The sequence below is a fragment of the Paenibacillus sp. LPE1-1-1.1 genome (assembly GCF_040676435.1).
Classification (GTDB): Bacteria; Bacillota; Bacilli; order Paenibacillales; family Paenibacillaceae; genus Pristimantibacillus.
In genome coordinates this window covers 1221505-1244837 of sequence record NZ_JBEGHY010000001.1, presented here as the reverse complement: position 1 = coordinate 1244837, position 23333 = coordinate 1221505, and the positions used below count along the sequence as shown (strand labels likewise).

Genomic DNA, 23333 nt, shown 5'->3' with positions numbered 1-23333 from the left:
AGGGAGGGATTAGAAATAATGCAAGCTTATTTATTTGTACATTTTAAGGAGAAGAGAACACCGGACGGAGAACAGGTTTACTTCGGCGTTAGTAAGGATGGCTTTAATTGGGAAGAAGTTAATGATGGAAAGCCTGTTTTATGGAGTTATTATGGCGATAAGGGCGTCAGAGATTTTACGATTACTAGAACCAAAGAAGGTAAATTTATTATTTTAGCAACAGACTTAAGTTTGTCGTATGGTATGTTGAATCAGTATCAACATTCTTGGGACGAAATATCCAGAAACGGAAGCAAATGTCTGGTCCTTTGGGAGTCTGATGATTTGATTCACTGGTCAGAACAGAGGATGATCAAATTGGGAGATGAAGACTTCGGCTGTTTGTGGGCACCGGATATTATTTATGATATGAAAAATGATGATTATGTCATTCACTGGTCATCACCCCATAGCAGCAATAACTATGGAGAAAAGGGAATCTACTATTCCCGAACAAAAGATTTTGTGAATTTTACAGAAGCTAAGCTTTTATATCAGAAAGAAGACAGTGGAGTCATTGATTCTGCAATGTATGAGGAAGATGGAAAGTATTATTTATTCTTAAAGAGTGAAAAGAATCCTGCTAGAATTATTCTAATGGAATCAGAGAATATAACTGGACCATTTGAGAAGATTAAAGAATTTGATAATAGCATGGAGTCACTGCAATCAGGACAATATGAAGCTCCAACAGCAGTTAAATTAGAAGATGGCAGATGGTGCTTATTCTTGGATTTTTATGGATGTTCTGCAGAAGAACAAGGGTATGTTCCGTTTATAGCAGAGAAATTGTCATCAGGAAGATTTATTCGTTCGGATAAATCCTTTACTTTCCCATATGGTTATAAGCATGGAACCATCTTGACGATTACCATGGAAGAATATGAAAGTTTGAAAGCTTATAAAAAAATGCCATCTGAGTATTAGGTATTCGACTTATCCTACAACTAAGTGAGTTAGACAAGCGCTAAGGTGTCCATGACCATTTATTCGGAAATTTTTTGATCTTCTTGCAGTTGTTCGAGAAGAAGAGCCTCTCATGGTAGGGGTTCTTCTTTATTTTTTGGAAAAGTCATTCCTTTTCGGTCGAATGGATTTTGATACGTCTTTTAAAGCTCAGCGGGAGATTGCGAAGGAGCTTGGTATTTCGCGGAGCTATGTGTCGCGGAATATCTCGAAGCCCATCACGTCTTTGCAATTGGGCATGAAGAAACAATTTAAGATAAGCTGGCGTGGTGAGCTTCTTAATGTATTTATCTTGGCCGGTCTGAGCAATTCGATCTGTGAACGTCTTCGTACAAATTGGGGAAAGCCATTTACCAAATGAAGAAAATTGGGCATTCTTGTCCTTGAGCTGATCCTTTTCACTGGATTTTGGACAGGTACTACCTTCCATTCCATTGTAAAGGATTTTTTTATGCTCAGACGCAAAGAGAGTTGATTATTATGAATATTCAGATAACATTAATGCAACGCTTGTGAAATCTCAAAATATGCCAGTTTTACAATTTGTGATAAAATGGAGGTATTCTGCAGTACCAGTATCGTACTGATAAAGGTAGGGGTTGTTCGTGGGCTTATTGTATATTCTCATGTTCCTCTCGCTTTGGTCCATGGGTATCGTATTTCTGGTTTACAGCTTTAAGAGCAACTTCTGGATCGGCATGACGCTGATCATTGGAGGGATGTCGAGCTTTGCCTTCTCCGTCCATCTGGTCATCATTCCCTTCCTCCAGCCTTACGGGTGGCTGTCGCCTTTCGTGAGCACCGCGATCTTCCAACTCAGCGCGGCGGCCATGAACGTTTACTTTTACTTTTTTCCATTTGCGGCATGCATGGGCGGGCTGTGGATCGGGGCTGTCCCATCGGACAAAAAACGGCTGCTGCTATCGCTTCTGCTTGCGATTCCCGCGTCCATGCTGTTTACGGTTCATCTTCTACGCGAGCCGTGGAGCACCTTCGATGTCAGCACCTTCCGCTGGTGGAGCGGCTTTTATTTCCTGTTGGGATATGCCTTCTACCATATCGCATTCGCGCGCGAGAAGGAATATTACGAGAGAAGGAACAAGAAACGGGTGGCCATTCTGTTCTCCTTCGGCACGCTGTGGGCATTCGTTTCCGATTATCTTGGCTTTGTCTGGCTGTCGATGAGGGAGTGGAAGTTCGATCTGGTGAGCAACGGAACATGGAAACTTAACGCGGTTATTATTTTGGGCCTCGTTGCGGTCATTATTTATTACACGGTTAAGTACGGCTTCCTCGGTATTAAGCTCAGAATCGAGCGCGAACGGCTGGATTATTCGATGCGGGCGTTGACGATGGGCGTATCCATTTTGAACCATTCCATCAAGAACGAAATCCAGAAAATCAATTATTTGACGGAGAAGACGCAGGGCTTCATTCATTCCGGCCAGTCCGAAAAGTCATTGCAGTCGATCGACCAAATTCATTCGGTGACGGCGCATCTGCTCGATATGGTGGGGAGAATCAAAGAGAAAGCAGACGATATCGTGATTAACGAAGGATGCATCTGGGTGAAGGAGCTATTCGACGCCGTCCTGCATCCGATGCAGCCGCTGCTGGAGAGACGCTCGGTCGAGGTCGTGCAGATCCAGGATGAAGGCGGCGAGCTGACCTGTGATTTGCTGCATCTGAAGGAGACGCTGTCCAATCTGGTCCATAATGCTGTAGACGCCATGGAAGAGACGGGCGGCACGATTACGCTCCGGGCCATGAGATCCAAGCGGCATTTCACCATAGAGGTAAAAGACAGCGGCTGCGGCATTCCGAAGGAGCAGCTCAGCAAAATTTTCGAACCGTTCTATACGACCAAGAAAAACTCGAGCAATCACGGCCTCGGCTTGCCTTATTGCGTATTGGTCATGAGGAAGCACGGAGGCAGCCTGGCCATCGCGGATACCGAGACGGGGAAAGGGACGTCAGTCATGCTTCATTTCCCGATTTGGCGCTACATACAGACAGGCACCGCCGCTTCTGTCATGGCTTCTCCGGCAGCTGCCGTCCAAGAACAGCCGACTTAATCGCCCTTGAAATGCATCAGTTTGTTTTTTATGCTTTTCAGCTGCGATTTGATCGTATTCGTAGACTTATGCAGCTTTTCCGAAATTTGCTGCTTGCTCAACCCCTCCTTGCGCAGATCGAATACTTCCCGTTCCATGGGTGAGAGCTCCATGAGCTGTATTTCACTGCGCATGATGCGGGCCGCGTCCGCGTGAATCGTCGAGCGGTCTTCGTAAGCCTCCCTGATCGCGCGGACGATGTCTTTGTAGCTTTGCTTCGTAATGTAATTGAGCGCGCCTAGCCTGAACGACTTCATAATGACCTCCCTTTCGGTGAGGGAAGTAAGCATAATGACTTTAATATCTTCTTCCTTGTCAAGCTCCGACAAAATTTCCTTCATGGCTTCCAGCCCGTCGAGATTGTTGCCGGTTAGATTAATGTCCATCAGGATAATGTCTATCGGATGGCGCGAAGCCGCAAGTAACGCTTCCTCCTTTGTGCCGGCTACGGCAACAACCTCAATATCCGGCTCCTCCGCCAAATCCGCGCTTAAGTTCTGCTGCCAGAACGGATCGTCCTCCACCAGCATGACGCGTATGCTGCCCATCTGTCTTCCCCCCATCCGCATATACCGTTAAGCCAGTATTCTTATTAGTTAAAGATAGTATAGCAAGCACGGATCCTGTCCGGTAGGGTGAATTTTTATCACCCGGCCTAACGGCAGGGGTGATAAAAATTCATCCTCCTCAGCCAAGCCGGCGCCAATGTATACTCCGAATTGTGAACGGCGGGCCGGATAGCGGAATGCGGAAGGCGCCGTCAACGAATCGAGTTGAAAACAAAGGAGACGGTGAATATGGTTCAGAAAAAAACGAACGATTCAGCGGTAAAAATGGCATCGGAGAATACAGCGCCCGTACTTAATTATAATGTGCCGGAGCCGACAACCTACAGCGGCCGAACGTATATCGAGCTCGACATTGCGGATAACTGCTTCCTGCCGCCGCAAGCGGGCATTCAGGCGAAGGCCGCTTTCGGGGCGGCGTCGCTGAGCTTCGGGACGGCAAGTTCCCCGCAGCTGCCGGTAGAGGAACTGCGTAAGGTGAAGCGCTCCGGCGACCGGATGACGACGCGACTCATCGAGCTGACAGAGGAGGAAGTGGAGCTTCAGGCGAGGGAAGGGAAGAAGCTCAGCCTGTTCCGTACGATGACGGGCGCATGGTCGCACCGGTTCGTGGCCGATTATGCGCTTTCCGTTCCTGCTGCGTCTGAGTTTTCCGAGCCGAAAGCGCAAGCGCTCAGGGCCGCTCTCGCCCCGCTGGCGACGATGGACGGCGGAGATCCGTACCAAACGCCTCCTATTGACGACCAGATGCGTGATGACGATGACTGGCCGCCAGAGGAGGATCCGATTGAAGAATCCGTGTCGGCTTCCTTCACCGCTCCTGCAGCAGGCACGAATATCACGGGTCCGCATACAGGAGCAGTGATCGATATTAAAGGAACGGCAACGGCCGTGCTGGGGACGGTTTCAAGGGTGATGGTCAAGGCAGGCTCGGGCGCATGGAAGCAAGCCCAGCTTTCCGGAGATAATTGGGTGCTTTCGGGCGTCGTGATAACGGATCAAGGCCAGGTTACTTTACAGGCGGACGCGTACCACTCAAACGAGCAACTCTCTTACATCACCACGAGAAAAATCAACGTGACGCTGGAGCAGGCCCCGGACGTGACGCCGCCGACGATTGCGATCACATCGCCTGCAGCTGGCGCGGTTCTTTCGACCAACAACAGCCCTGCCGCAAATATTACCGTTCAAGGAACGGCGGGGGATAACCGGGGAGTTACAAAGGTTGAGCTGCTTCTTGACGGGCAAAATCCGATCGCGGTCGATACGCCGAACAACTATGCCACTTGGAGCAAAGGGCTGTCGATCCCGGCAGGCAACCATTCGATTATAGCGCGCTGCTACGATGCGGCAGGCTTGAAAGGAGAAACGAGCCTGAACGTGAGCGTGGATACGACCGCGCCTACGATCAGCATTACGTCGCCGGCGCTGAACGCGGCGATCGCCGGCACCTATACGAAAGGAGCCGTCATTGAAGTGTTCGGCACCGCGGCTGACAGCGGCGGCGTGAAGGTCGTGGAGGTTTCGCTGGGCAACAGTCCGGTTTATGTGCGTGCGGTTGAGAAGGCGCCAGGCGACTGGTCGCAATGGAAAGCGACGGTGAAGGTTGACCTGCCTGGATTATGCGTCATCAAAGCGCGCGCTACCGATATGTCCGGCAATACGATGCAGGCGGCTACCCAGGTGAACGTGACGATTTTGCCGGAAGTCAGCTCGCGGAAAAACCGTATCATCCTAATCGAATCGTACCGCTTATCCTCCTTCCTGGCCAATTACGGTGCGGGGCGCACGCTGAAAACCTTCTCCCTGCTTCCGGGTGAGAAAAGCAAGATCAGCATTCGTACCTATACCCAGAAGGAAGAGACGATGAAGAGCGCATCGACTATTCTCGATTCCGTGACCGACGATATCGCAAGCGAATTCGAGCTGTCGATCGGGGATGAGACCTCAAACAAAACCGGCTACGAATCCAGCAACGATTACAAGCTGGAAGCAAGCGTAGGAGTAAGCTGGGGCGGCTGGCTGAACGCGTCGGCAAGCGCTTCGACGAGCGGCGCGACGAATGCGGCGAGGGAGCAGCTGACGAAGAACATCGTCAATTCGACACAGAAGCATGTGTCCAAAGCGTCCGCCCGCCGCGACATGCAGATCGACACGACCTATGAGGTGAAGATGACGACGACCGACGAGACCTCGATTGTCCGCGAGATCGAAAATATTAATATGAGCAGAACGCTGAATTTTGTTTTCCGCCAAATGAACCAGGAATTTATTACGCTGCTCCATCTGGTCGACGTACGGATCGGCTTCTACCGCGACGAGAAAATCGAAGGGGAGGGCAACAGCTATTATCAAGAGGTTACGCTGCCTGAGCTGGGTAAGCTGCTTTCGGAAATTATCGTGCCGGAGAAGCGTGATGAAATACGCAATACGATCATGTACCAGCTCATGAACATTTTCGATTATCAGGATATTCACCACTCCTTCGTTGAAGAAGCGGTGCTGAAGGATGCGAACGGAAGCGTCATTCCGGCGTCAAATTACTTGCGCATCAAGAAGGACTACTATTCCGAATACGCCGATGAATCAACCGGATCGATAATCAAGGTTCCAGGCATCATTATGGCCGCGAACAACCATGTCCTGAGGACGGATGGCATCGTTGTCGATGCGGTGCTCGGGCAGGGCGAGGCGCTTGACGAATACTCGAGCAACCTGCAATTGCAATCGGTCAGGGAGAAGGAGCTGAAAAACGACCTGCTGCAGACGGAGGTCCGGATGAGGGAGCTGGCGCTGCAAATTCTCGAATCGAAGGATCAGGCGGCAGCCCAGCTGTATGCGCTGCTTAATCCTCAGCCGGTTGAGGACGAAGAGGAAGAACCAGCGGCTGTAACCGTATAGGAGGAGGCAGGGAGATGGATTTCACCTTTACGCTCAGCGACCGGAACAAGGATCGGCTCGAGCATGACAAGGCGCTTGCCAACAAGGATAAGGCGGCTGTCGTCAATCAGAAGACGGTCGTCAGTGCATACAAATTCATTTATAAAAAAATCGTGAAGCTGATCGATCTGCCGATTGCCGCTTATGCATTGAACTTTCATAAGGTGCATTTCGAATATTTGACCATCGTGCTCGTCGCCGTAAAAAATACGAGCCAGGCGACGGAAGCAATCGCCGGCATGAAGATGAATCTGGACAGCTACGTGTCTATGACGGAGCAGGTGCTGCGCAAGATCGAAGAGCTGCCGGAGGATCCGCTGCCGGGACTCAATCCGCTCGACCATCTGTTTCTGTCGCGCGATCCGGAATTTGTGGAGGCCCATGACCGGATTATCGAGGATTACCGGACGGTTGCCCGCGAGAATTTGACCAATATTACGCATTGCGCGAAGCAGGGGCGGGACATTTACACAAGCACGAATACGGAAGCGAAGAAGCTGCTGGACGATTTGATGAAGGTGCAGCCGCAGTCCGATATGGAGAAGCTCATCATCGAAGCGAACAAACGGGATTTGAAGTGGCTCATTTTGTCGCTCGACAAGATTAGGACGGTTTACCAGAAGGCCGATGCCGCCGTGCCGAAGGCGCAGCGCATGGCGGAATTCGCGGATCAGTTCGTGAAAATAGCCGGATAAAAGCAAAACAAGGCAGTCTCTTCGCCGACGAGCGAATGCGGCTGCCTTTTTTTTTTCGGGTGCTTTGGGGAAATATCTTGAGCCCAGATTTATGCGGCGCACGCATTTAACCCGACTAATCATCGTCAGCCGATGTTTTTCCGGGTTTTTCTTGTGAAAGCTCCATAATGCGCTTTTTGATCAAAAGGCGAAGGAGGCGTATAGTGGGGGATAACTATGGCTATGGAAAGGCGGATTTTTCGATAATGTCCCAAAAGCTCCTTCTCCCGCATTTCGGTTTCTTGGTTGTATACCTGTTATGGGGCATCAATATCAGCTCGATGAAAATTGGCGGCCACGAATGGGATCCCGTCATGTTCAACGGGCTTCGCTATGCTTTAATAGCCCCGCTGCTTTGGCTTGTTACCTATTTCCATTTCCGCCAAAAGGGCATCAGCCTCCGCATGGAAAGCCGCGATCTGGGCCGCATTTTGTTCCTCGGCATCCTGTCCGCGATCGGGATGGAGGTGCTGCTGTCCTACGCGCTGCAGTATTCGAACGCGGCTAACGGTTCCGTATTGGGCCGCGGCTTCATGCCCGTGCTGACTGTCATCATCTCGCTTGCCCTCAAGGAAATCCGGTTGTCGTACCGGATTCTGATCGGCCTTCCCTTTGCTTTCGTAAGTGTTATCGTGATTGTGGCGGGTGGCGAGCAGGGCTTGCATTTCGGGCTGGATACGCTTCGCGGGGACGGCCTGCTGCTGCTGCGAAGCCTCTTTGGCGCCTTCTATCTTATACTGATGAGCAGATTGACGTCGCGCTATCCGCTTATGCTGCTGATTTCCTGGGAGATGACGGCCGGCGCCATTTCGCTGCTACCGTATGTACTGTGGAAGGCGGACGCCGCCTATTTCGCCGGCATTTCGTCTCACGGTTGGATCAGCCTCGCATATACGGCCATTCTGGCTACCATGGTCGGCTTTACGCTGCACAATTGGAGCCTAGCACGTCTGGGCCCGTTCAAAGCATCTGTTTACGGGTATACGCTTCCGATCACGGCGGCCGCCTCGGGGTATTTCTTGCTGCATGAATCGCTGACGGTGTATCAGGTGCTTGGAGGAATCGGTGTCCTATTCGCCATGTATTTGTTGCAGAGGGACAGGCAGAGACTCGGAAAACCGAAGGCAGCCGAGGCGCAGGGTTCTACTCGAAGCCATTAAGCTGAAACTAATGAGACATTTTGAAGATCGTGAAGAGGGTGTTGTATTCATCCATGACTCAACAGTAGGAGTAGTTTTACGTGAAACGAGAATTATCGACCGCAGCGCTAATATTCTGCCGCAGGAGGCGCCTGATATCGGCATTCTATCTGAAAAATTGTATTACGCTATCGATTTCGGAAGTCGATCCTTACTTCGTCGCGTGCTTGAGGAAGGTCTGCTTTCGATCGCACAATACTATGGAACTGAGCGGGCAATTAAAGCCGCCACTTCACAGTGGATTTCGCTCATGCTCACCAGACTTTTGAAAATGAATACTATAACATATTTCGATATACAAGACCCTGAGTCTTTGACTTCTGACATTTTCAAGCAGCCAATTTCCAGACGTTGCAGAGGATGATCGAAGATAGACTGATGCTTATTCTTAATCGGTCAGGATCGCAATGCAGGGATGATACGGTTATTGCGCAAGTTTTGGACTTTGTGGAATGTCATTACTCTGAGAATTTGAAGTTGAAAACTCTTGGAGAGAAGTTTCATTATAACAGTGCTTATTTGGGCCAATTGTTTAGAAGCGTCACAGGCGACCCATTCCGTATTTATTTGGATAAAGTTCGAATCCGCAAAGCCTAGGTCTTGCTTGAGTGTGGTCTCAAGGTTCACGAGGTTGCCGCCCGTGTAGGAATCTCTAACGTTAACTATTTCCATATGAAGTTCAAAAAAAACTTAGGTAAAAAACCTTCTCATTACAAGGCAAAATCATCTAAAAACCGTGGCACGTCAGCACTATAGAGCTTTCATGAAGAAGAACGGCGAAGCCATCTATAGAACGCAGGCCACTCGAGCCGTTAGACCATATTTACGGCATTACTTGTAAAGGGAATCATCTATTTTTGCATATACAGGATAAGCCAGCAAGTCAGACTGCATCTTACGCTACAGGCGAAAAGTCGCTGTTCGCCCATGTGATCCTGAAAAAAGGCGTCGTGCGATACTAGTGCTCGCTGGCTATATAAAAAGGCCCAATCTCGAAAGATTGAGCCTCTTTGAATAGCCGTTTTGCTTTAGCCTTTTACCCCGCCAACGACCATCCCTTTGACAAAATACTTCTGTAGAAACGGATAGACCATAATAATCGGCACACTGGCTACGATCGTCATCGTTGCGCGAACCGATGTTGGCGTAACCGTCGTTACATTTCCCTGCGCATTAGCAAAGGCATCAGCCGCCGAGCCGCCTGAACTTGTCGTAGCGCTTGATGTGGACAACACCTTCATCAGTTCGTACTGCAAGGTACTTAGATTAGGCCGTGAAGAGTTGTATAAGAATACGTCAAACCAGGAGTTCCACTGGGATACCGCTACGAACAAAGACACCGTAGCTAGAGCAGGAACGGTAAGCGGAAGCACAATACGCATAAATGTGGTAAAGTCTCCGGCGCCATCGATTTTAGCCGATTCCATGATACCCTCCGGCAAACCTTCAATAAAGGAACGGATAACAATCATATTGAACACGCCGATAATGCCCGGGATAATGTATACCCAGAAGCTGTTCAACAATCCAAGCTCTTTGGTCAGCAGGTAGCTCGGAATCAAGCCACCGCTGAAATACATCGTAAAAATGAAGGTAATAGCTACAAACTTTTTCAATGCATATTCAGGACGGCTGATCGTATAAGCCAGCATCGCCGTACAAAACACGGAGATGATCGTCCCGATGATCGTCCGTGCCGCGGAGATAAAGGTCGCATAAAACACATTGGACTCGTTAAACACATATTCAAAATTTCTCAGAGTCCATTCGCGTGGCCAAATATAAATGCTGCCTCGAATCGAATCATTCGCATCGTTAAACGACAAGGCAAACATATTCAAGAAGGGGTACAGGGTCAAAATGATTAGGATAATCATAAAAATGATGTTACACACATCGAAAATTTTATCGCCCATTGAAGAATTTCGAGCTGATTTGGCTTGTTCCACAGCCTTAGCCTCCTTTCATTTAGTACAATCTGCTTTCGCCCATCCGTTTGGCGAGGTTGTTGGCGGCGATGAGGAAGATGAAGCTGACCACGGTTTTAAACATTCCGGCTGCGGTCGCCAAGCCAAAGTTATTCATTTGCATGCCGTATTTCAAGACGAATATATCCAGATTTTCCGAGAATTCAACATTAATGCCGTTGCCAAGCAAGTATTGCGCTTCGAACCCGGACTCCAGAATATGACCCAGATTCATAATCAGCAAAATGATGATGACTGGCTTCATGCCTGGAAGCGTAACATGCCACATCCGTTGAAGACGTGAAGCGCCATCCATCTCTGCTGCTTCATACTGAGTAGGGTCAATCGTCGTAATGGCGGCCAAGTAAATGATGGTGTTCCAGCCGACATTCTTCCATACTTCCGTTACTCCGAGGATCCCCCAGAAATATTCGCCTATCCCCAACCACAGAATAGGATGATCGATGAGCTGCATTCGGAGCAGCAACACATTGACTATACCTTCGGGCGCCAGCGCTGTTTGCACGATATTTGCAGCTACAACCCACGAAATAAAATGCGGCAAGTAGCTGATCGTCTGCACCGTCCGCTTAAAGTAGACCTTACGCAGTTCATTCAGCAGCAGTGCCAGCACGATGGCCGTTACAAACCCCAGCACCAGATTGATAGAGCTCATAACGAGCGTATTGCGCAGGACGAGATAAAACTGTTGTTCCTGGAACAAAGACCTGAAGTTATCCAATCCGATCCAGGCCTGGTCGAATAGATCCCTTGCCAATCTGAATTTTTGAAAAGCAATCGTCCATCCCCAGAGCGGAAGATACTTAAATATGATGACCCAGATGAGAAATGGCAACGACATCAGCATTAGCATTTTCTGTTTAGACAATGTTTTAATTAAGGTTTTCAGGCGCGAATCTTCAGAAGCTGATCTTGCCATCTGTACTGCATGTTTCTCCACCGATCCGTCTCCCTTCCGGCTAAAACTGTATCTCTCTAACAAGTGTAGAAGGGAAAAGTGAAGTGACTTCACCTTTCCCGGTTCATTATTATGATTCAGAAGCTGCCGCCTACCAATTTCCTGCGACACGCTCCTTCACCTTAGTGGATATGAATTTCTCGAAACCGGCAGCACCCAGCTTGTTGAATTCTGCAATATACTCATTCCAAGTGGATTCGAAGGCGGCTTCGGAAGCAAACACCATTTTTGGATAGTATTTCTGCTGGAGATCTCCTGCTTTCTGATTGAAGATCTGTTCGGGAGAGCCTTGTTCTTTCTCGATGCTCCAGGCAGGGTACCATGGGCGCTCAACCGGTTCGGAATAGAAACCGGAGAAAGTCTTCAGACCGTAGGCTTTTAGCAAGGCTAGATCACCCTCTGTGTAATTGACCGCAGCTACTTCCGGCTGACTGGTGGGCACGTGAGCGTTGCCGTCCTCGTACACCGAGTTGTTGCCGTAACGCGGCCACTCATAATCGAAATACGCCCAGCCGTACGTACGTTTGAATTCATTGTCGTTGCGGTTGGCTAATTGCTCCTCACTCATGACAAAACGGCCTTCTTCATTTACCGAATAGGTGACATCTTTCTCACCCCATTGAATGAGCTTCTGATTTTCTTCTGTCAACATGTTATCCCAATATTTAATGATGCGTACCGGATCCTCAGCGCTCACGGTAATTCCTAGCCCGCGGTTGTTGACGAAGGAGGGAGGATCTATATAGGCATCTGTGATGCTTTCGTCAAAGACAATGGGAAGCGCCACATAACGAAGGTCGTCATTGCCCGCCGCTTTCAGATTGTTGGTCGCATCTCCAATCTGCCAGGAATAGTTGGCATATCCCAGCACGCGGCCGGAAGTAAGCTTAGCCAGGTATTGGTCTTTGTTAGCGGTAAAGGTCTCCGGATCAAGCAAGCTTTTCCGGTTCATCTCGTTTAATGAGGCAAGCCAGCGTTTTTCATATTCGGTGCCCATATAAAGCTTGGCTTCATGGGTTTCCATGTCAACCAGGACGTTGCCGTCGTTCGGATATCCGGCAAGATGCATCGGCTGATTGGTTATGGTGAAAAACTCACCAGGGGTGCCGGCGAACGTAAGGAAGCCAATCGTGCCTTTTCCGTCTACAGAAGGGTATTTGGCTTGATACTGCTCGATCAGATCAAAATATTGATCAAGCGTTTTCACTTCCGGATACCCGAATTCCTTCAGCACGCGGCGCTGCATCCAAAACGTACTGGACGCGTCCGGCTCCATCAAATAGCCGTTTACATTGGCAGTGAAAGGAAGGATGTAGATGTTGCCGTCCTCATGCGTAATCTTGTCCATATAGTCGCCGTAGACACGCTTGATGTTAGGGCCGTACTTCTCAATTAGATCATTGAGTGGGATAAACGCGCCTGCATCCAAGAGCTTAGAAAGCTCGCCTACCGGAGAGATGACATCGGGATAGTCGCCGCCGGCAATCATGACACCAGACTTCGTGCTTGCATCCCCTACGACGTACTCCATCTTCCAATCGACACCTGTCTGATCTTGGAGAATCTTGCCGATGGTTGTGTTGCTGGCAATGACGTCTTTATTCGTACCGAAGGCGAAGTAATCGTATCTTACCGGGTCTGTGCTGACCTCTCCGTTCGTTCCGCCTGCATCCGTGCTGCTTCCTGCTGAATTATTATTTGAGCAGCCAGCAAGGAGAATTGTCGCAGCCGTTAGAACGGCCAGGCTGTACTGCAGCCATTTTTTCTTGCGCATTGTTGAATCCCCTTTCTCTATCAAAGTATTTGTAAGCACTTTCAGTATAGAAGAAAACGCATGCTATTGTTATATAGCAAACCTTAGATCGGTCTTTGTATAATTAAGGTTTTCTTATGCTGAATTAATCTTTTTTGTCCATTGGTAGACGAAGCATGATCCGTGATCCGCCTCCCGGAGCACTGTCAATCGTGAAGCTGAACGATTCACCATAACATATTTTCAGGCGAGTAATGACATTTTTCATTCCGATGGAATCGCCCATGATAGCCTCCTCGTGGAGGTAATGATGAAGCTCCCGTATTTTCTCCTGATCCATGCCGACCCCGTTGTCCGCAATGAGGAAGACAATCTGACCATGTTCTTGCGCAATCTGAATCGTAATATAGCCAATGCCCGGCACATTCTCGATGCCGTGGATGCTTGCATTTTCCACAAACGGCAAAAAGGTCATCTTCGGAATTTCAATATCCAGAAGGGATTGATCCACTTCGATGTGATACTCCAGTTTACTGTCAAAACGGTACTTCTGAATTTCAAGGAAGCTCTCCATTAACTCTAGCTCCTCGCGAATCGTAACGAAGCTACGTTTCCAAAGAATCGATTTACGAAAGATTTTGGCCATGTTCTGAATCGTCTTGGCCGTTTGTATCTCACCCTTCATCTGGCTTCGCATTCGGATCGTCTCCAGCGCATTAAATAAAAAGTGAGGATTGATCTGACTGTGCAGCGCATGTAGTTGGGCTTGTCTTTGGCTAAGCTCCAGCTCTTTCTTCTGTAGCTCCGTTTCATACACATCATTAATCAAGTTTTCGATCCGTTCGCTCATTCGGTTGAACTCCACCGCAAGCTCGCCTACCTCATCCCGTTCCCGATGATAAGGAATACGTTCAAAGTTTTTGCCTTTTACAGACTTCATGTGTTTCAGAATTTTTTGAATGCGTGTATGGATCGAGCGGGAAACAAGCACGATGACGATCGTAGGCACAAGAAAATTAATGCCTGCAAACCATAGGATAAATTGCCCCGATTGCCTGACATCGTACAAAATTTTCTCTTCATCCAACACGCCGTATACCGTCCAGTCTCCCAAATAGCGATTATTATGATATTGCTTGCTGATTACGATTGCTTTATTGGGCCTGGGAATCTCATTGAGGCTTAGTGTCTGCCCTGATGAGGCCTGAACACTTGGTTGACCGCTGGACAGTCTGCCGTAACGGGCTTGGGAAGACGGATCCAGAAAGTAAAAATCCCCCTTAAAGCTGGATAAATCAAGAATTTGATTAATATAATCCATATTCAAGTCTATTTTCATCACATGCTCATACGTCTCGGTCCGGCGATCGGATAGCTTTTGAATAACGCTGATACTATCGGGCGTCACGTACAAATAGGGATACGTATTATTGAGATTTTTAATTTGATGGTACCAATCCGCGTTCCGCATCTCGTCCTCGAGCCGGATGATATGGCTCGAGGCCAGTATCGTCGGATTGTCACTCATAATGACAACGGAGCTGATCGTTTTGTACTCCTTATCGGCTCGGTTGAACAGATTCGAAATGTCATTCAGCGACTCCACATAGCGATCATGAGACGCATGAACGATGTTCAAATGATTGTTGAGCTGCTTGTTAATAGAATACAGATAGGAAATGCCTGCCGCATCTTCAATGACTGCCCCTAATTCGGCTTTCAATTGATTTATTGCTTGTTCCGCATCTGCCGTTTTCTGATTTTTTATGTTAATGGTTGTCACATGATAGAACATCACGTTAGTTAGTACGATCGGTACGAATACGCATACAATATAGATGAAGACCAGCTTGTTTCGGAGCTTCAAATGATGAAAACGAAAGTTGAGCACGAGGGGGAGCCTCCTTATTTTTTACCGATCATCTTATTGCGATAATCCGTTGGCGTCATGTTCTCCAGCTTTTCAAACTGGGCAGCAAAATAATCGGCATTTTGAAAGCCTACGAGATCCGCGATTTCGTACATGCGTTTTTTCGTTTGCCGCAGCAGCCGCTTTGCCTCCTCGATGCGAAGCGAAAGCACATACTCATTGAAATAAACGCCGTAATTTTTGCGAAACAGCTGTCCGAGGTAGACCGGATTCATATGAAATTCGGCAGCAATCCCTTTCAGATAGATGTTTTCTTTGTAGTGGCTGTCGATATATTTTTTTACTTTTTCAATACTGCCCTCGTTCTTTTCGCCTCGCTTTTCCGCGATATATTTAGCCGCTTCTTCTATAAATTGCAAAAAAACATGCCTTAGCTGCTTCAAATTGCGGTATTTCATCTGCCAATTGAGCAACTCGTCCAACCATTGCAGATCTTTTTCGTTTCCTTCCAGCTGCCGGATGATATTGATGATAGCAATCATAATTCGCCTTATCGTATTCGTAACTGCACCTGAAGCGAAATGCCGCTCCTGAAAGGCAATAAAAATGGCATCAATAGCGGAGTTATAACCTTCCTTTCGATCCGCTTCAATCTCATAAATGAGCTTGCTGTGCAGGTCTTCATCCACATCAAAATAATATAAGGGCAGCTCCAGCAGGTCCGATGCCATAAAGATGCCGTTAAAGCCGGCGGCAAAACGATAATTCAAGCATTCCGCGGCACTGGTTCCGGAATGAGCGATCTGTTTTAAATGGCTTGCCGTATGGCCTATAAACAAAGCTATTGTCGTTGCAAGCTCCGTCTCCAGCCTATCAAGCAGCTTACCGTAGTTCGTCCGCTCTGCCTCGCTTTGCTCGTCCAGCCACAACTGCGGCACAATAAAGCCATATTGATTGTACGCGCGTACATGAATGAGCAGAGGTTGTCCCTCATGATGAAAATATTGCTGGAGCGACGTTTGCAGTGCGGGCAAATAGTCGATTACCCCTTGAGGCAGCCTATCCTGTATTTCTGCAATGATATACGTATAGGAAGAGGAGAGTGGGAGCTCCAGCGCATGGGCAATCCGTGCCATCACTTGCTCGCTGGGCTCGGTCTGCAGCAAGCTTTCGATGACGGTTTCGACAAGAGGCTTTTCTCTCGTTATCGATAAGAGCTGTTTTTGATTCAGCGTATTGGCTATTTTTTTTAAGGTAGATGTTAGCTCCTGTTCATCAACCGGCTTCAGGATATAATCCGACACATTGAAACGGAAGGCTTGCTGAGCATAAGAGAAGTCGGGGTACCCGCTTAAGATGATAAACAGCGGTTGATGGTCGCCCTCCGCTTTCACCTTTTGGATCAGCTCCAGACCGTCTAGCACGGGCATGCGTATATCCACAATGACTAGATCCGGGGTCAGTTGTTCAATAAGCTCCAGTGCTTGCTCCCCGTTTTCCGCTTCGCCACAGATTTCAAATTGTTGTGACGACCAATCCATTAGACTGATCAACCCTTTGCGGACAAAAATTTCGTCATCCACGATAAGCACCTTATACATGGTTTTTCCTCCTTCGTGAAATCTGCTAATACATTTATTTAGGTCAGTTTGGGAATGAAGCTCTCCCTTGCAGGCGTTTGAAAGCCGAAGGCGACATCCCCTTGTATTTCATGAATTGCTTTGAGAAGTAGCTTAGATGCTGAAAGCCGTTTTCAACGCCGCTTCCAGCATGCTGCATGAGCCGGATTGGATCATGAGTGCGGCGCTGTTAACCCGGAGCAGATTAATATATTCCAGCGGCCACATGTCCGTCAGCTCCTTAAATAGCCGGCAGTTAATTATAAGCAAAATTGAGTTAGAAGTTAATTTATATAATCAATATCATTATAATTGAAGGGAATTGCATAGCGGAAGGGAATGGAATACCAATCGTGAATTACAAGCAGCTACCGGAGGCTCTGCCGATCGGGACGGACGAAGGATGCTGCATCTTTATTCGATCGATCAGATTGCGAATAACAAGTAGCTTAGCGAGATTATGGTAGCATCCATAGGACCGACCCAAACCATTAGGGAATTGACGATCTACGACTTCGATGGAAACCGGATCTCTACAGGGGCTTTGCTGAATTACACGGAGGAGGATGTGACTGCGAACGAAGCCTTGGTATAAAGCCGTGGTCCGGGGAGAAGGAGGAGTCGTTGTCGGCTTGCCGGAGAAATGGTTACGCGCAGGCTCAGTTGGAGGTCACATCACACGACGGTTAGTTCAAATTGCAGAAGCCGATAGGGTGGGAAGTTATGCTCCGATTGGTTGTTTGAACTCAAATTATTGCTAATGTATCAGTCAATAAGGCCCCGGATTACCGTTAGATAAAATGCTATATAAGATATTGACACGTGTGCGACGGGAGTGTATAAAAAGATCGGATTTTGGAGCTTAAAGGAGGCTATATTGAAGGAATCTAAAGAAGGTGTCCTAGTGAGGAGTCTCCCGGTTGGGTCTTGAACCAGGTTGTCTCTGAAATATTGATTGGATAATTATCTGCGCAAGGCTTAATATTGGTGTCCCACTGCTGTTGCAAAGTAGTGTAATCATCATGGGCGCCGTAGCCCGGATACCAATGCACCGAATAACCGATATTGTTCAATGGATCCGTCAGCGGATACGCTGCGCACAGCTGATAGTATTGATCCCAACCAAGTCCCGATGCCCATATGACGTTATCCGCGCCTTTGCCGCGAATTGTGGAGATCATGGAGTTTTGGAAATTTTTGAGCGAGTTCCAGTAAGCAACGAAATTGGATTGGGAAGGATGACCGCCCCAAACACCATTGACATCAGATAGTACTGGCTCGTTAATGAGCTCGAACATAACATTGTCCGCACTCTTGATTCCCGGCTGATCAGCGAGGTAACTCCAAATCTGATTAAACTTGGCGAGATTGGCCGGCGTTGTTGCTTCGTTGTTGCTTAAAGTGAAATCGAGGCCGAGGGTGACATACAGGCCCTTGGTCTTGGCATAGTTGATATAAGGAATGATGACGTTCTGTGTAACGGCCTGCAAGCCTGCAAAATTGTACGTGCCCGCCGCAACATCGCCCATGTCTTCCCGATCAATGAATAGACGCACTTGATTCATATACCATCAATGGTTGTTGCCGTATTTGGCTGTAGTGCTCGTAAAAGTGTCGGTGATATCCTTTAAATACGCCAAGATGGCCGCATGCCGATTCCCGCCATTCTGATTCAGGTAGTAGTTGCTGCTCTGGTACGTCCAATAGGAGCCCGAAGGCTGATGCCATCCGCTTAACAACACCGGTTGCCCGCTGCTGTTCACCAATTGGTTGCCGCTTACATGAAGCTTGGACATCGGCATGCCGTCCCACGCCTCTGCCTTATTGCTGCTCAATAGCAACGGTGACATTATTAGCGCCATAAGCAACAGAAGCTTAACTGCCAATCTGACTTTCTTTTTGATCATTAATACTCATCTCCTTTTTTTTGTTTGATATATGTAAATTCATGGTAGTACTCGGATAGGGCGAAACGGATGGTAGATGGAGCGCCTAAAGCCTATAAGGAAGAGAAAGAAAAAGCGTTGTAGTTATTTACTAGGAGCAATATGTATGCGTTTACAAAAACGAGTGTACTATTCGGGGGTTAAGGTCGTAACCTGTCAAATAATGGTTCTATGACCCTTATAACTCTAACTTTGACGTACGAGCGAGAAGTATCAATTGACAGGTTGTTAGTGCAGTTTGCAAAGTTTATAATTTTTGGATATGAAACAAGTGCAATCAGAAAGGGGAAGGGAATATGATGAATCCGGATCAAGATGAATCTATAAGACATGCCGCTCAGCCAGGGTATGACCAGTACAGGGAAAACATTGCCCGCGGAAAAATAACAACGGTTGAGTATTTCTCAATGACAGTGGGAAGCAAGCGCAAAGCGATGATTTACATCCCTCCCGGTTATTCCGAAGATCAAAGGTATAACGTTCTCTATTTATTGCACGGTATCGGCGGGGACGAAGCAGAATGGTACAATCATGCGGGTCCGCAAGTGATTCTTGATAATATGTATGCAGACCGCAAGCTTGCGCCTATGATCGTGGTCTTGCCTAACGGTCGTGCAATGCTGAACGACCGGGCGGAGGGGGACCTATTTGAAGCAAACAAATTAAAGGCGTTCGAAGATTTCGAATCCGATTTGCTTCATGATCTTATACCTTATATAGAATCGAACTATTCAGTTCTAATGGGGCGAGAGAACCGTGCTATTGCCGGTTTATCGATGGGAGGAGGTCAATCGCTCAACATCGGTTTAGGCAATCTCGATCGATTTGCTTGGATTGGGGGTTTTTCTTCCGCGCCTAACACGAAGGAGCCCGAGCTGCTTGTCCCGGAACCGGAAGAAGCATCGTCTAGGCTCAGACTGCTCTGGTTGTCATGCGGGCTTTTGGATAATCTTAAGCATGTCAGCGATCGGACGCATACTTATTTGAAACGGAACAATGTGCCACACATTTGGTACGAGGAGAGCGGCGGTCATGATTGGCCGGTTTGGAAGAACGATTTATACCATTTTTCTCAGCTCATTTTTAGATAACTTGTCTAGCGACTGATTCCTTATAGGTACAACGCTGAAAAAAACCATGGTATCATGGAACTTTGGATTCTCGACTATCTGAGCATCTCCTTAGCCGGTTCGCACCGTCAATATCCGCCAGTCTATTGCCGCCATAGCGATTAGGTGCAAAATCGCGTTCCAATACTTGCACTTGCGTGGGCTTCTAAGGAGATAAGCAGCTAGACGACTTTGTCGATAGTTTGGTACAATATATAAGAACATTGTTTTATATTATAGAACGAAAGGAGGAGGTATATTCCATGCCGATCATACAATCGCTCGACCGGGCGCTTACTATTCTTGATCTTTTCGACGAGCAGAACCGCGAGCTGAAAATTACCGAGATCAGCGCCAGGGTCGGACTGCATAAGAGTACCGTGCATTCCCTGCTCAAGACGCTTCAGCTTCATCGCTACATTGAACAGGACGAGAACGGTCTCTATCGGCTCGGCATGCGTCTGCTGGAGAAGGGGCAGCTGCTATTGCAGGGCTTTGATATCCGGGAGATTGCAAGAGGGCCGATGGAAGCGCTGTCCGTGAAGACGGGACAGACCGTTCATCTGGTCATCCGGGACGGAGCGGAAGGCGTCTATATCGATAAGGTCGAGGGGAGCAAAGCTGCGATCCGGTATTCCCGGATCGGCAGGCGCGTTCCGCTGCACAGCAGTGCAGTCGGTAAAATGCTGGCGGCGTTCCTGCCGGAGGCCGAGCTTTCGCGGATGCTGGAGGGATACGATTATTCTATTCATACGCCTCATACGATATCGAATGAGCCGGCTTTCCAGAAGGAGCTAAGCTCCGTGCGGCTTACAGGAATCGCCTATGACCGAGAAGAGAATGAGCCGGGCGTCCGCTGCGCCGCGGCGCCGGTATTCGACCACGGCGGTCACGTTGCGGCGGCGGTCAGCATTTCAACTATGACGTCTACGGTCGGCGATGAGGAATTGGCGCAGTTCGTCCTGTATTTGCAGGAAACGTCAGAACAGATTTCCCGGGGACTCGGCCACCGCCCAAGATAATGCTTGGAGGCGCAAAGATCCTGGCCGGGTCTTCGTTTGTCATTATATCAGAACTTGGTTTTATATTATAAAACAAAGAAAACGGGAGGCCATGTCATTATGCGTATTTTTCGTTATCGGGAAGCTTCAAGAATCTATTTAGGAGTGAGGACGGAAGAAGGAGCAGCTTACCGGCTGGACGCGCAGGACCTGATGGCGCTTGTCGCAGAGGCTCGTGCAGCCGGACAGACAACTGCGGCCTATATTGAGACGCTGCTCGGAAGCCTCTCGCCGCTCGGAGTCCCGGCGGAGACGCTGGACCTGACGACTCCACTGGACGCGCCGGAGGTATGGGCGGCCGGCGTGACCTATCAGCGCAGCCGCGAGGCAAGAAATTACGAGGCGACGGAAGGGCGGCTTGACGCGGACACGTTTTACGACAAAGTATACGATGCCGAGCGCCCGGAGCTGTTTATGAAATCGACCGCTGCCCGTACCGTTGGTCCCGGCGAAGCGGTATGCCTGCGCAGCGATTCCTCGTGGCAGGTTCCGGAGGCGGAGCTGGGGCTTGTTCTGGACAGCACCGGCGCAATCGTCGGTTACACGGCCGGCAATGATATGAGCTGCCGCGACATCGAAGGCGAAAATCCTCTTTACCTGCCGCAGGCGAAAATTTGGAAGCGATCATGCTCAATCGGACCGTTCGTCCGGCTGGCGGAAACGGTGGCTGACCCGTACGCGCTTTCGATTGCCTGCCGCATTTACCGGGATGAAGCCCTGGTCGTTGAAGAATCGGCCGGTACCGGGCAACTGAAGCGCAGACTGGAGGATCTGGCCGGCTTCCTGAAGCGGGATAACGACCTGTTCGACGGTACGGTACTGCTGACTGGCACCTGTCTTGTTCCGCCGAACCAGTTCACGCTGGCATCCGGCGATCGGATCGAGATTGAAATCGAAGGCATCGGGACATTGGTGAACACGGTACTCTGCACTCATGAGCTGGAAACGGCTCCTATTCACGCCTAAGGGGGATAAAGCAATGGCAATTAGCGAACATTCGGCGAACATGGAAATTGCGATAATCGACAACTATATCGGCGGGGAATGGAAAACGCCGGTCTCCGGCAGGCGCAAGCCCGGATATAATCCGGCCCGCAGCAGCGAAATCGTCGGGCAAGCGCCCGACTCTGACCGCGAGGATCTAGGCGTTGCGGTAGCATCCGCCGAAGCGGCCCGGCACGCCTGGCGCAAGCTGACCGGCGCCCAGCGCGGCGCATTGCTGTTCAAGGCTGCGGATCTGCTGGAAAGCCGAATGGAAGAAATCGGGCGGGCGATGACCCTCGAGATGGGCAAGACGCTCGGCGAGGCGAAGGGCGAGACGGCGCGCGGCGCGGCTATTTTGCGCTATTACGCAGGCGAGGGAATGCGCCCAGTCGGCGAGGTCATTCCGGCGACGGACGCGGAAGCATTAATGTTCACAACACGTTCGCCGCTCGGCGTTGTCGGCATTATTACGCCATGGAATTTTCCTGTAGCGATTCCAGTTTGGAAAATGGCGCCTGCCCTGATCTACGGCAATACCGTCGTTTGGAAGCCGGCAGCCGAGACGGCTGTTACCGCTTCGCTGGTTATGGCTTGCTTCCATGAAGCCGGCTTTCCGGCAGGCGTGGTGAACATGGTCATCGGCGACGGCGCCGTCATCGGGCAAGGGATCGCCGAGCACCCGGACATTCATGGTGTCACGTTCACGGGCTCGGGCGCCGTCGGCAAGCGTGTCGGCCAGCTCGCACTGGCCCGCGGGGCCAAGTATCAGCTGGAAATGGGCGGAAAAAATCCGATCATCATCGCCGCCGACGCCGATCTTGATCTTGCGGTTGATGCGACGATCAGCGGAGGGCTGCGCTCCACCGGCCAGAAATGTACGGCAACGAGCAGGGTAATCGTCGTGCGCGACGTTTATGATGCTTTCCGGACGAAATTGCTCGAGAAGGTGAAGACGCTCCGGGTCGGCGACGGCCTGAACGCGGATACGTGGCTTGGCCCATGCGCCAACCGGAAGCAGTATGATACAGTGCTTCACTACATTCGCAAAGGCAAGGAGGAGGGCGCGGAGCTGCTCATCGGCGGCGATCGGCCGGCTGATTCGGCGCTCGCGGACGGCTTTTTTGTGACACCTGCCGTATTCGACCGGGTGACCCCGAGGATGTCCATTGCGCGGGAGGAAATTTTCGGTCCGGTGCTGGCGCTGATCGAGGCGCGCGACCTGGATGAGGCGATTGAGTTCGCGAACGATTCGGAATACGGCCTCAGTGCTTCGCTGTATACCCGCAACATCGGTAATGCTCTGAAGTTCGTTCAAGAAACGGATGCAGGGCTCGTCCGCGTCAACGCCGAAACGGCAGGCGTAGAACTGCAGGCTCCGTTTGGCGGCATGAAAGGCTCCAGCTCTCATTCGCGCGAGCAGGGACAGGCGGCGATCGAGTTTTATACGTCGGTGAAAACGGTGTTCGTGAAGCCTTAACCGGGAGGGG

At 49.5% G+C, this 23333-nt stretch carries 19 protein-coding genes and 2 pseudogenes; 12 read left to right on the top strand and 9 right to left on the bottom strand.

All coding sequences use genetic code 11. The features are described 5' to 3' along the window. Nucleotides 1-18 precede the first annotated feature (18 nt). On the top strand, nt 19-966 hold the full coding sequence (locus tag MRBLPE1_RS05535) for a glycoside hydrolase family 43 protein (protein ID WP_364142561.1): 948 nt from the start codon (nt 19-21) through the stop codon (nt 964-966). Between the two features lie 139 nt (nt 967-1105). Next, nucleotides 1106-1207, top strand: a pseudogene (locus MRBLPE1_RS33135) (RNA polymerase subunit sigma-70); the annotation flags it as partial. A gap of 27 nt (nt 1208-1234) precedes the next feature. Here MRBLPE1_RS33135 and MRBLPE1_RS33130 read toward each other — a convergent pair. Further along, nucleotides 1235-1435: pseudogene (locus MRBLPE1_RS33130) on the bottom strand (hypothetical protein); the annotation flags it as partial. 175 nt (nt 1436-1610) lie between these two features. Here MRBLPE1_RS33130 and MRBLPE1_RS05525 point away from each other — a divergent pair. Further along, on the top strand, nt 1611-3080 hold the full coding sequence (locus MRBLPE1_RS05525; protein WP_364142556.1) for a sensor histidine kinase: 1470 nt from the start codon (nt 1611-1613) through the stop codon (nt 3078-3080). Here the strand turns inward: MRBLPE1_RS05525 and MRBLPE1_RS05520 are convergent. Further along, nucleotides 3077-3667: a response regulator transcription factor gene (locus MRBLPE1_RS05520; RefSeq protein WP_364142553.1), complete on the bottom strand. Its 591-nt coding sequence runs from the start codon at nt 3665-3667 to the stop codon at nt 3077-3079. The two genes, MRBLPE1_RS05525 and MRBLPE1_RS05520, sit on opposite strands and share 4 nt — an antisense overlap. A 249-nt stretch (nt 3668-3916) precedes the next feature. Here MRBLPE1_RS05520 and MRBLPE1_RS05515 point away from each other — a divergent pair, with 249 nt between their 5' ends. The 4 genes from MRBLPE1_RS05515 to MRBLPE1_RS05500 all read left to right on the top strand — a co-directional run bounded on the left by MRBLPE1_RS05515 (nt 3917) and on the right by MRBLPE1_RS05500 (nt 8922). Next, complete coding sequence (locus MRBLPE1_RS05515; RefSeq protein WP_364142551.1) at nt 3917-6586, top strand: Ig-like domain-containing protein; 2670 nt, start codon at nt 3917-3919, stop codon at nt 6584-6586. 14 nt (nt 6587-6600) lie between these two features. Next, complete coding sequence (locus MRBLPE1_RS05510; RefSeq protein WP_364142549.1) at nt 6601-7320, top strand: hypothetical protein; 720 nt, start codon at nt 6601-6603, stop codon at nt 7318-7320. 245 nt (nt 7321-7565) lie between these two features. Beyond that, nucleotides 7566-8519 carry a DMT family transporter gene (locus MRBLPE1_RS05505; protein ID WP_364142546.1) on the top strand — a complete coding sequence of 318 codons (954 nt, stop codon included), beginning with the start codon at nt 7566-7568 and terminating at the stop codon, nt 8517-8519. 10 nt (nt 8520-8529) lie between these two features. Then, nucleotides 8530-8922 carry a hypothetical protein gene (locus MRBLPE1_RS05500; protein WP_364142543.1) on the top strand — a complete coding sequence of 131 codons (393 nt, stop codon included), beginning with the start codon at nt 8530-8532 and terminating at the stop codon, nt 8920-8922. A gap of 664 nt (nt 8923-9586) precedes the next feature. On the opposite strand, the gene MRBLPE1_RS05495 is transcribed toward MRBLPE1_RS05500, so the two are convergent. From MRBLPE1_RS05495 to MRBLPE1_RS05475, 5 genes are all read right to left on the bottom strand, one after another. Further along, entirely contained in the window at nt 9587-10474 is an 888-nt protein-coding gene (locus MRBLPE1_RS05495) for a carbohydrate ABC transporter permease (protein WP_364144524.1), read from the bottom strand. A gap of 52 nt (nt 10475-10526) precedes the next feature. Beyond that, nucleotides 10527-11465, bottom strand: a complete 939-nt coding sequence (locus MRBLPE1_RS05490; RefSeq protein ID WP_364144521.1) for an ABC transporter permease — start codon at nt 11463-11465, stop codon at nt 10527-10529. A 130-nt stretch (nt 11466-11595) separates the two neighbouring features. Continuing rightward, nucleotides 11596-13278 (bottom strand): ABC transporter substrate-binding protein, encoded by a 1683-nt coding sequence (locus MRBLPE1_RS05485; RefSeq protein WP_364142541.1) that lies wholly within the window; start codon nt 13276-13278, stop codon nt 11596-11598. 124 nt (nt 13279-13402) lie between these two features. Continuing rightward, on the bottom strand, nt 13403-15148 hold the full coding sequence (locus MRBLPE1_RS05480; RefSeq protein WP_364142538.1) for a sensor histidine kinase: 1746 nt from the start codon (nt 15146-15148) through the stop codon (nt 13403-13405). 14 nt (nt 15149-15162) lie between these two features. Next, nucleotides 15163-16728 (bottom strand): response regulator transcription factor, encoded by a 1566-nt coding sequence (locus tag MRBLPE1_RS05475; protein WP_364142535.1) that lies wholly within the window; start codon nt 16726-16728, stop codon nt 15163-15165. 478 nt (nt 16729-17206) lie between these two features. Here MRBLPE1_RS05475 and MRBLPE1_RS05470 point away from each other — a divergent pair, with 478 nt between their 5' ends. Continuing rightward, complete coding sequence (locus MRBLPE1_RS05470; RefSeq protein WP_364142532.1) at nt 17207-17341, top strand: hypothetical protein; 135 nt, start codon at nt 17207-17209, stop codon at nt 17339-17341. Nucleotides 17342-17633: 292 nt separating this feature from the next. On the opposite strand, the gene MRBLPE1_RS05465 is transcribed toward MRBLPE1_RS05470, so the two are convergent. Together MRBLPE1_RS05465 and MRBLPE1_RS05460 are read right to left on the bottom strand one after the other, a co-directional pair. Beyond that, on the bottom strand, nt 17634-18302 hold the full coding sequence (locus MRBLPE1_RS05465; RefSeq protein WP_364142529.1) for a cellulase family glycosylhydrolase: 669 nt from the start codon (nt 18300-18302) through the stop codon (nt 17634-17636). Nucleotides 18303-18317: 15 nt separating this feature from the next. Then, entirely contained in the window at nt 18318-18653 is a 336-nt protein-coding gene (locus MRBLPE1_RS05460; RefSeq protein ID WP_364142527.1) for a hypothetical protein, read from the bottom strand. A gap of 338 nt (nt 18654-18991) precedes the next feature. Between MRBLPE1_RS05460 and MRBLPE1_RS05455 the strand changes: the two genes are divergently transcribed. From MRBLPE1_RS05455 to gucD, 4 genes are all read left to right on the top strand, one after another. Further along, complete coding sequence (locus tag MRBLPE1_RS05455) at nt 18992-19783, top strand: alpha/beta hydrolase (protein WP_364142524.1); 792 nt, start codon at nt 18992-18994, stop codon at nt 19781-19783. Between the two features lie 281 nt (nt 19784-20064). Continuing rightward, nucleotides 20065-20823, top strand: a complete 759-nt coding sequence (locus tag MRBLPE1_RS05450; RefSeq protein WP_364142522.1) for an IclR family transcriptional regulator — start codon at nt 20065-20067, stop codon at nt 20821-20823. 99 nt (nt 20824-20922) lie between these two features. Beyond that, the gene (locus MRBLPE1_RS05445; protein ID WP_364142519.1) at nt 20923-21828 is read left to right on the top strand and encodes a fumarylacetoacetate hydrolase family protein; all 906 of its coding nucleotides are present in this window, start codon (nt 20923-20925) and stop codon (nt 21826-21828) included. Between the two features lie 40 nt (nt 21829-21868). After that, complete coding sequence (gene gucD, locus MRBLPE1_RS05440) at nt 21869-23323, top strand: alpha-ketoglutaric semialdehyde dehydrogenase GucD (RefSeq protein ID WP_364144519.1); 1455 nt, start codon at nt 21869-21871, stop codon at nt 23321-23323. Nucleotides 23324-23333 lie beyond the last annotated feature (10 nt).

Excerpts from the sequence above, each read along its gene's own strand:
- MRBLPE1_RS05535 (WP_364142561.1), top strand. The coding sequence starts at position 19 with ATGCAAGCTTATTTATTTGTACATTTTAAGGAGAAGAGAACACCGGAC.
- MRBLPE1_RS05520 (WP_364142553.1), bottom strand. The coding sequence starts at position 3,667 with ATGGGCAGCATACGCGTCATGCTGGTGGAGGACGATCCGTTCTGGCAG.
- MRBLPE1_RS05515 (WP_364142551.1), top strand. The coding sequence starts at position 3,917 with ATGGTTCAGAAAAAAACGAACGATTCAGCGGTAAAAATGGCATCGGAG.
- MRBLPE1_RS05510 (WP_364142549.1), top strand. The coding sequence starts at position 6,601 with ATGGATTTCACCTTTACGCTCAGCGACCGGAACAAGGATCGGCTCGAG.
- MRBLPE1_RS05505 (WP_364142546.1), top strand. The coding sequence starts at position 7,566 with ATGTCCCAAAAGCTCCTTCTCCCGCATTTCGGTTTCTTGGTTGTATAC.
- MRBLPE1_RS05500 (WP_364142543.1), top strand. The coding sequence starts at position 8,530 with ATGAGACATTTTGAAGATCGTGAAGAGGGTGTTGTATTCATCCATGAC.
- MRBLPE1_RS05495 (WP_364144524.1), bottom strand. The coding sequence starts at position 10,474 with ATGGGCGATAAAATTTTCGATGTGTGTAACATCATTTTTATGATTATC.
- MRBLPE1_RS05490 (WP_364144521.1), bottom strand. The coding sequence starts at position 11,465 with ATGGCAAGATCAGCTTCTGAAGATTCGCGCCTGAAAACCTTAATTAAA.
- MRBLPE1_RS05485 (WP_364142541.1), bottom strand. The coding sequence starts at position 13,278 with ATGCGCAAGAAAAAATGGCTGCAGTACAGCCTGGCCGTTCTAACGGCT.
- MRBLPE1_RS05475 (WP_364142535.1), bottom strand. The coding sequence starts at position 16,728 with ATGTATAAGGTGCTTATCGTGGATGACGAAATTTTTGTCCGCAAAGGG.
- MRBLPE1_RS05470 (WP_364142532.1), top strand. The coding sequence starts at position 17,207 with ATGGTAGCATCCATAGGACCGACCCAAACCATTAGGGAATTGACGATC.
- MRBLPE1_RS05460 (WP_364142527.1), bottom strand. The coding sequence starts at position 18,653 with ATGATCAAAAAGAAAGTCAGATTGGCAGTTAAGCTTCTGTTGCTTATG.
- MRBLPE1_RS05455 (WP_364142524.1), top strand. The coding sequence starts at position 18,992 with ATGAATCCGGATCAAGATGAATCTATAAGACATGCCGCTCAGCCAGGG.
- MRBLPE1_RS05450 (WP_364142522.1), top strand. The coding sequence starts at position 20,065 with ATGCCGATCATACAATCGCTCGACCGGGCGCTTACTATTCTTGATCTT.
- MRBLPE1_RS05445 (WP_364142519.1), top strand. The coding sequence starts at position 20,923 with ATGCGTATTTTTCGTTATCGGGAAGCTTCAAGAATCTATTTAGGAGTG.
- gucD (WP_364144519.1), top strand. The coding sequence starts at position 21,869 with ATGGAAATTGCGATAATCGACAACTATATCGGCGGGGAATGGAAAACG.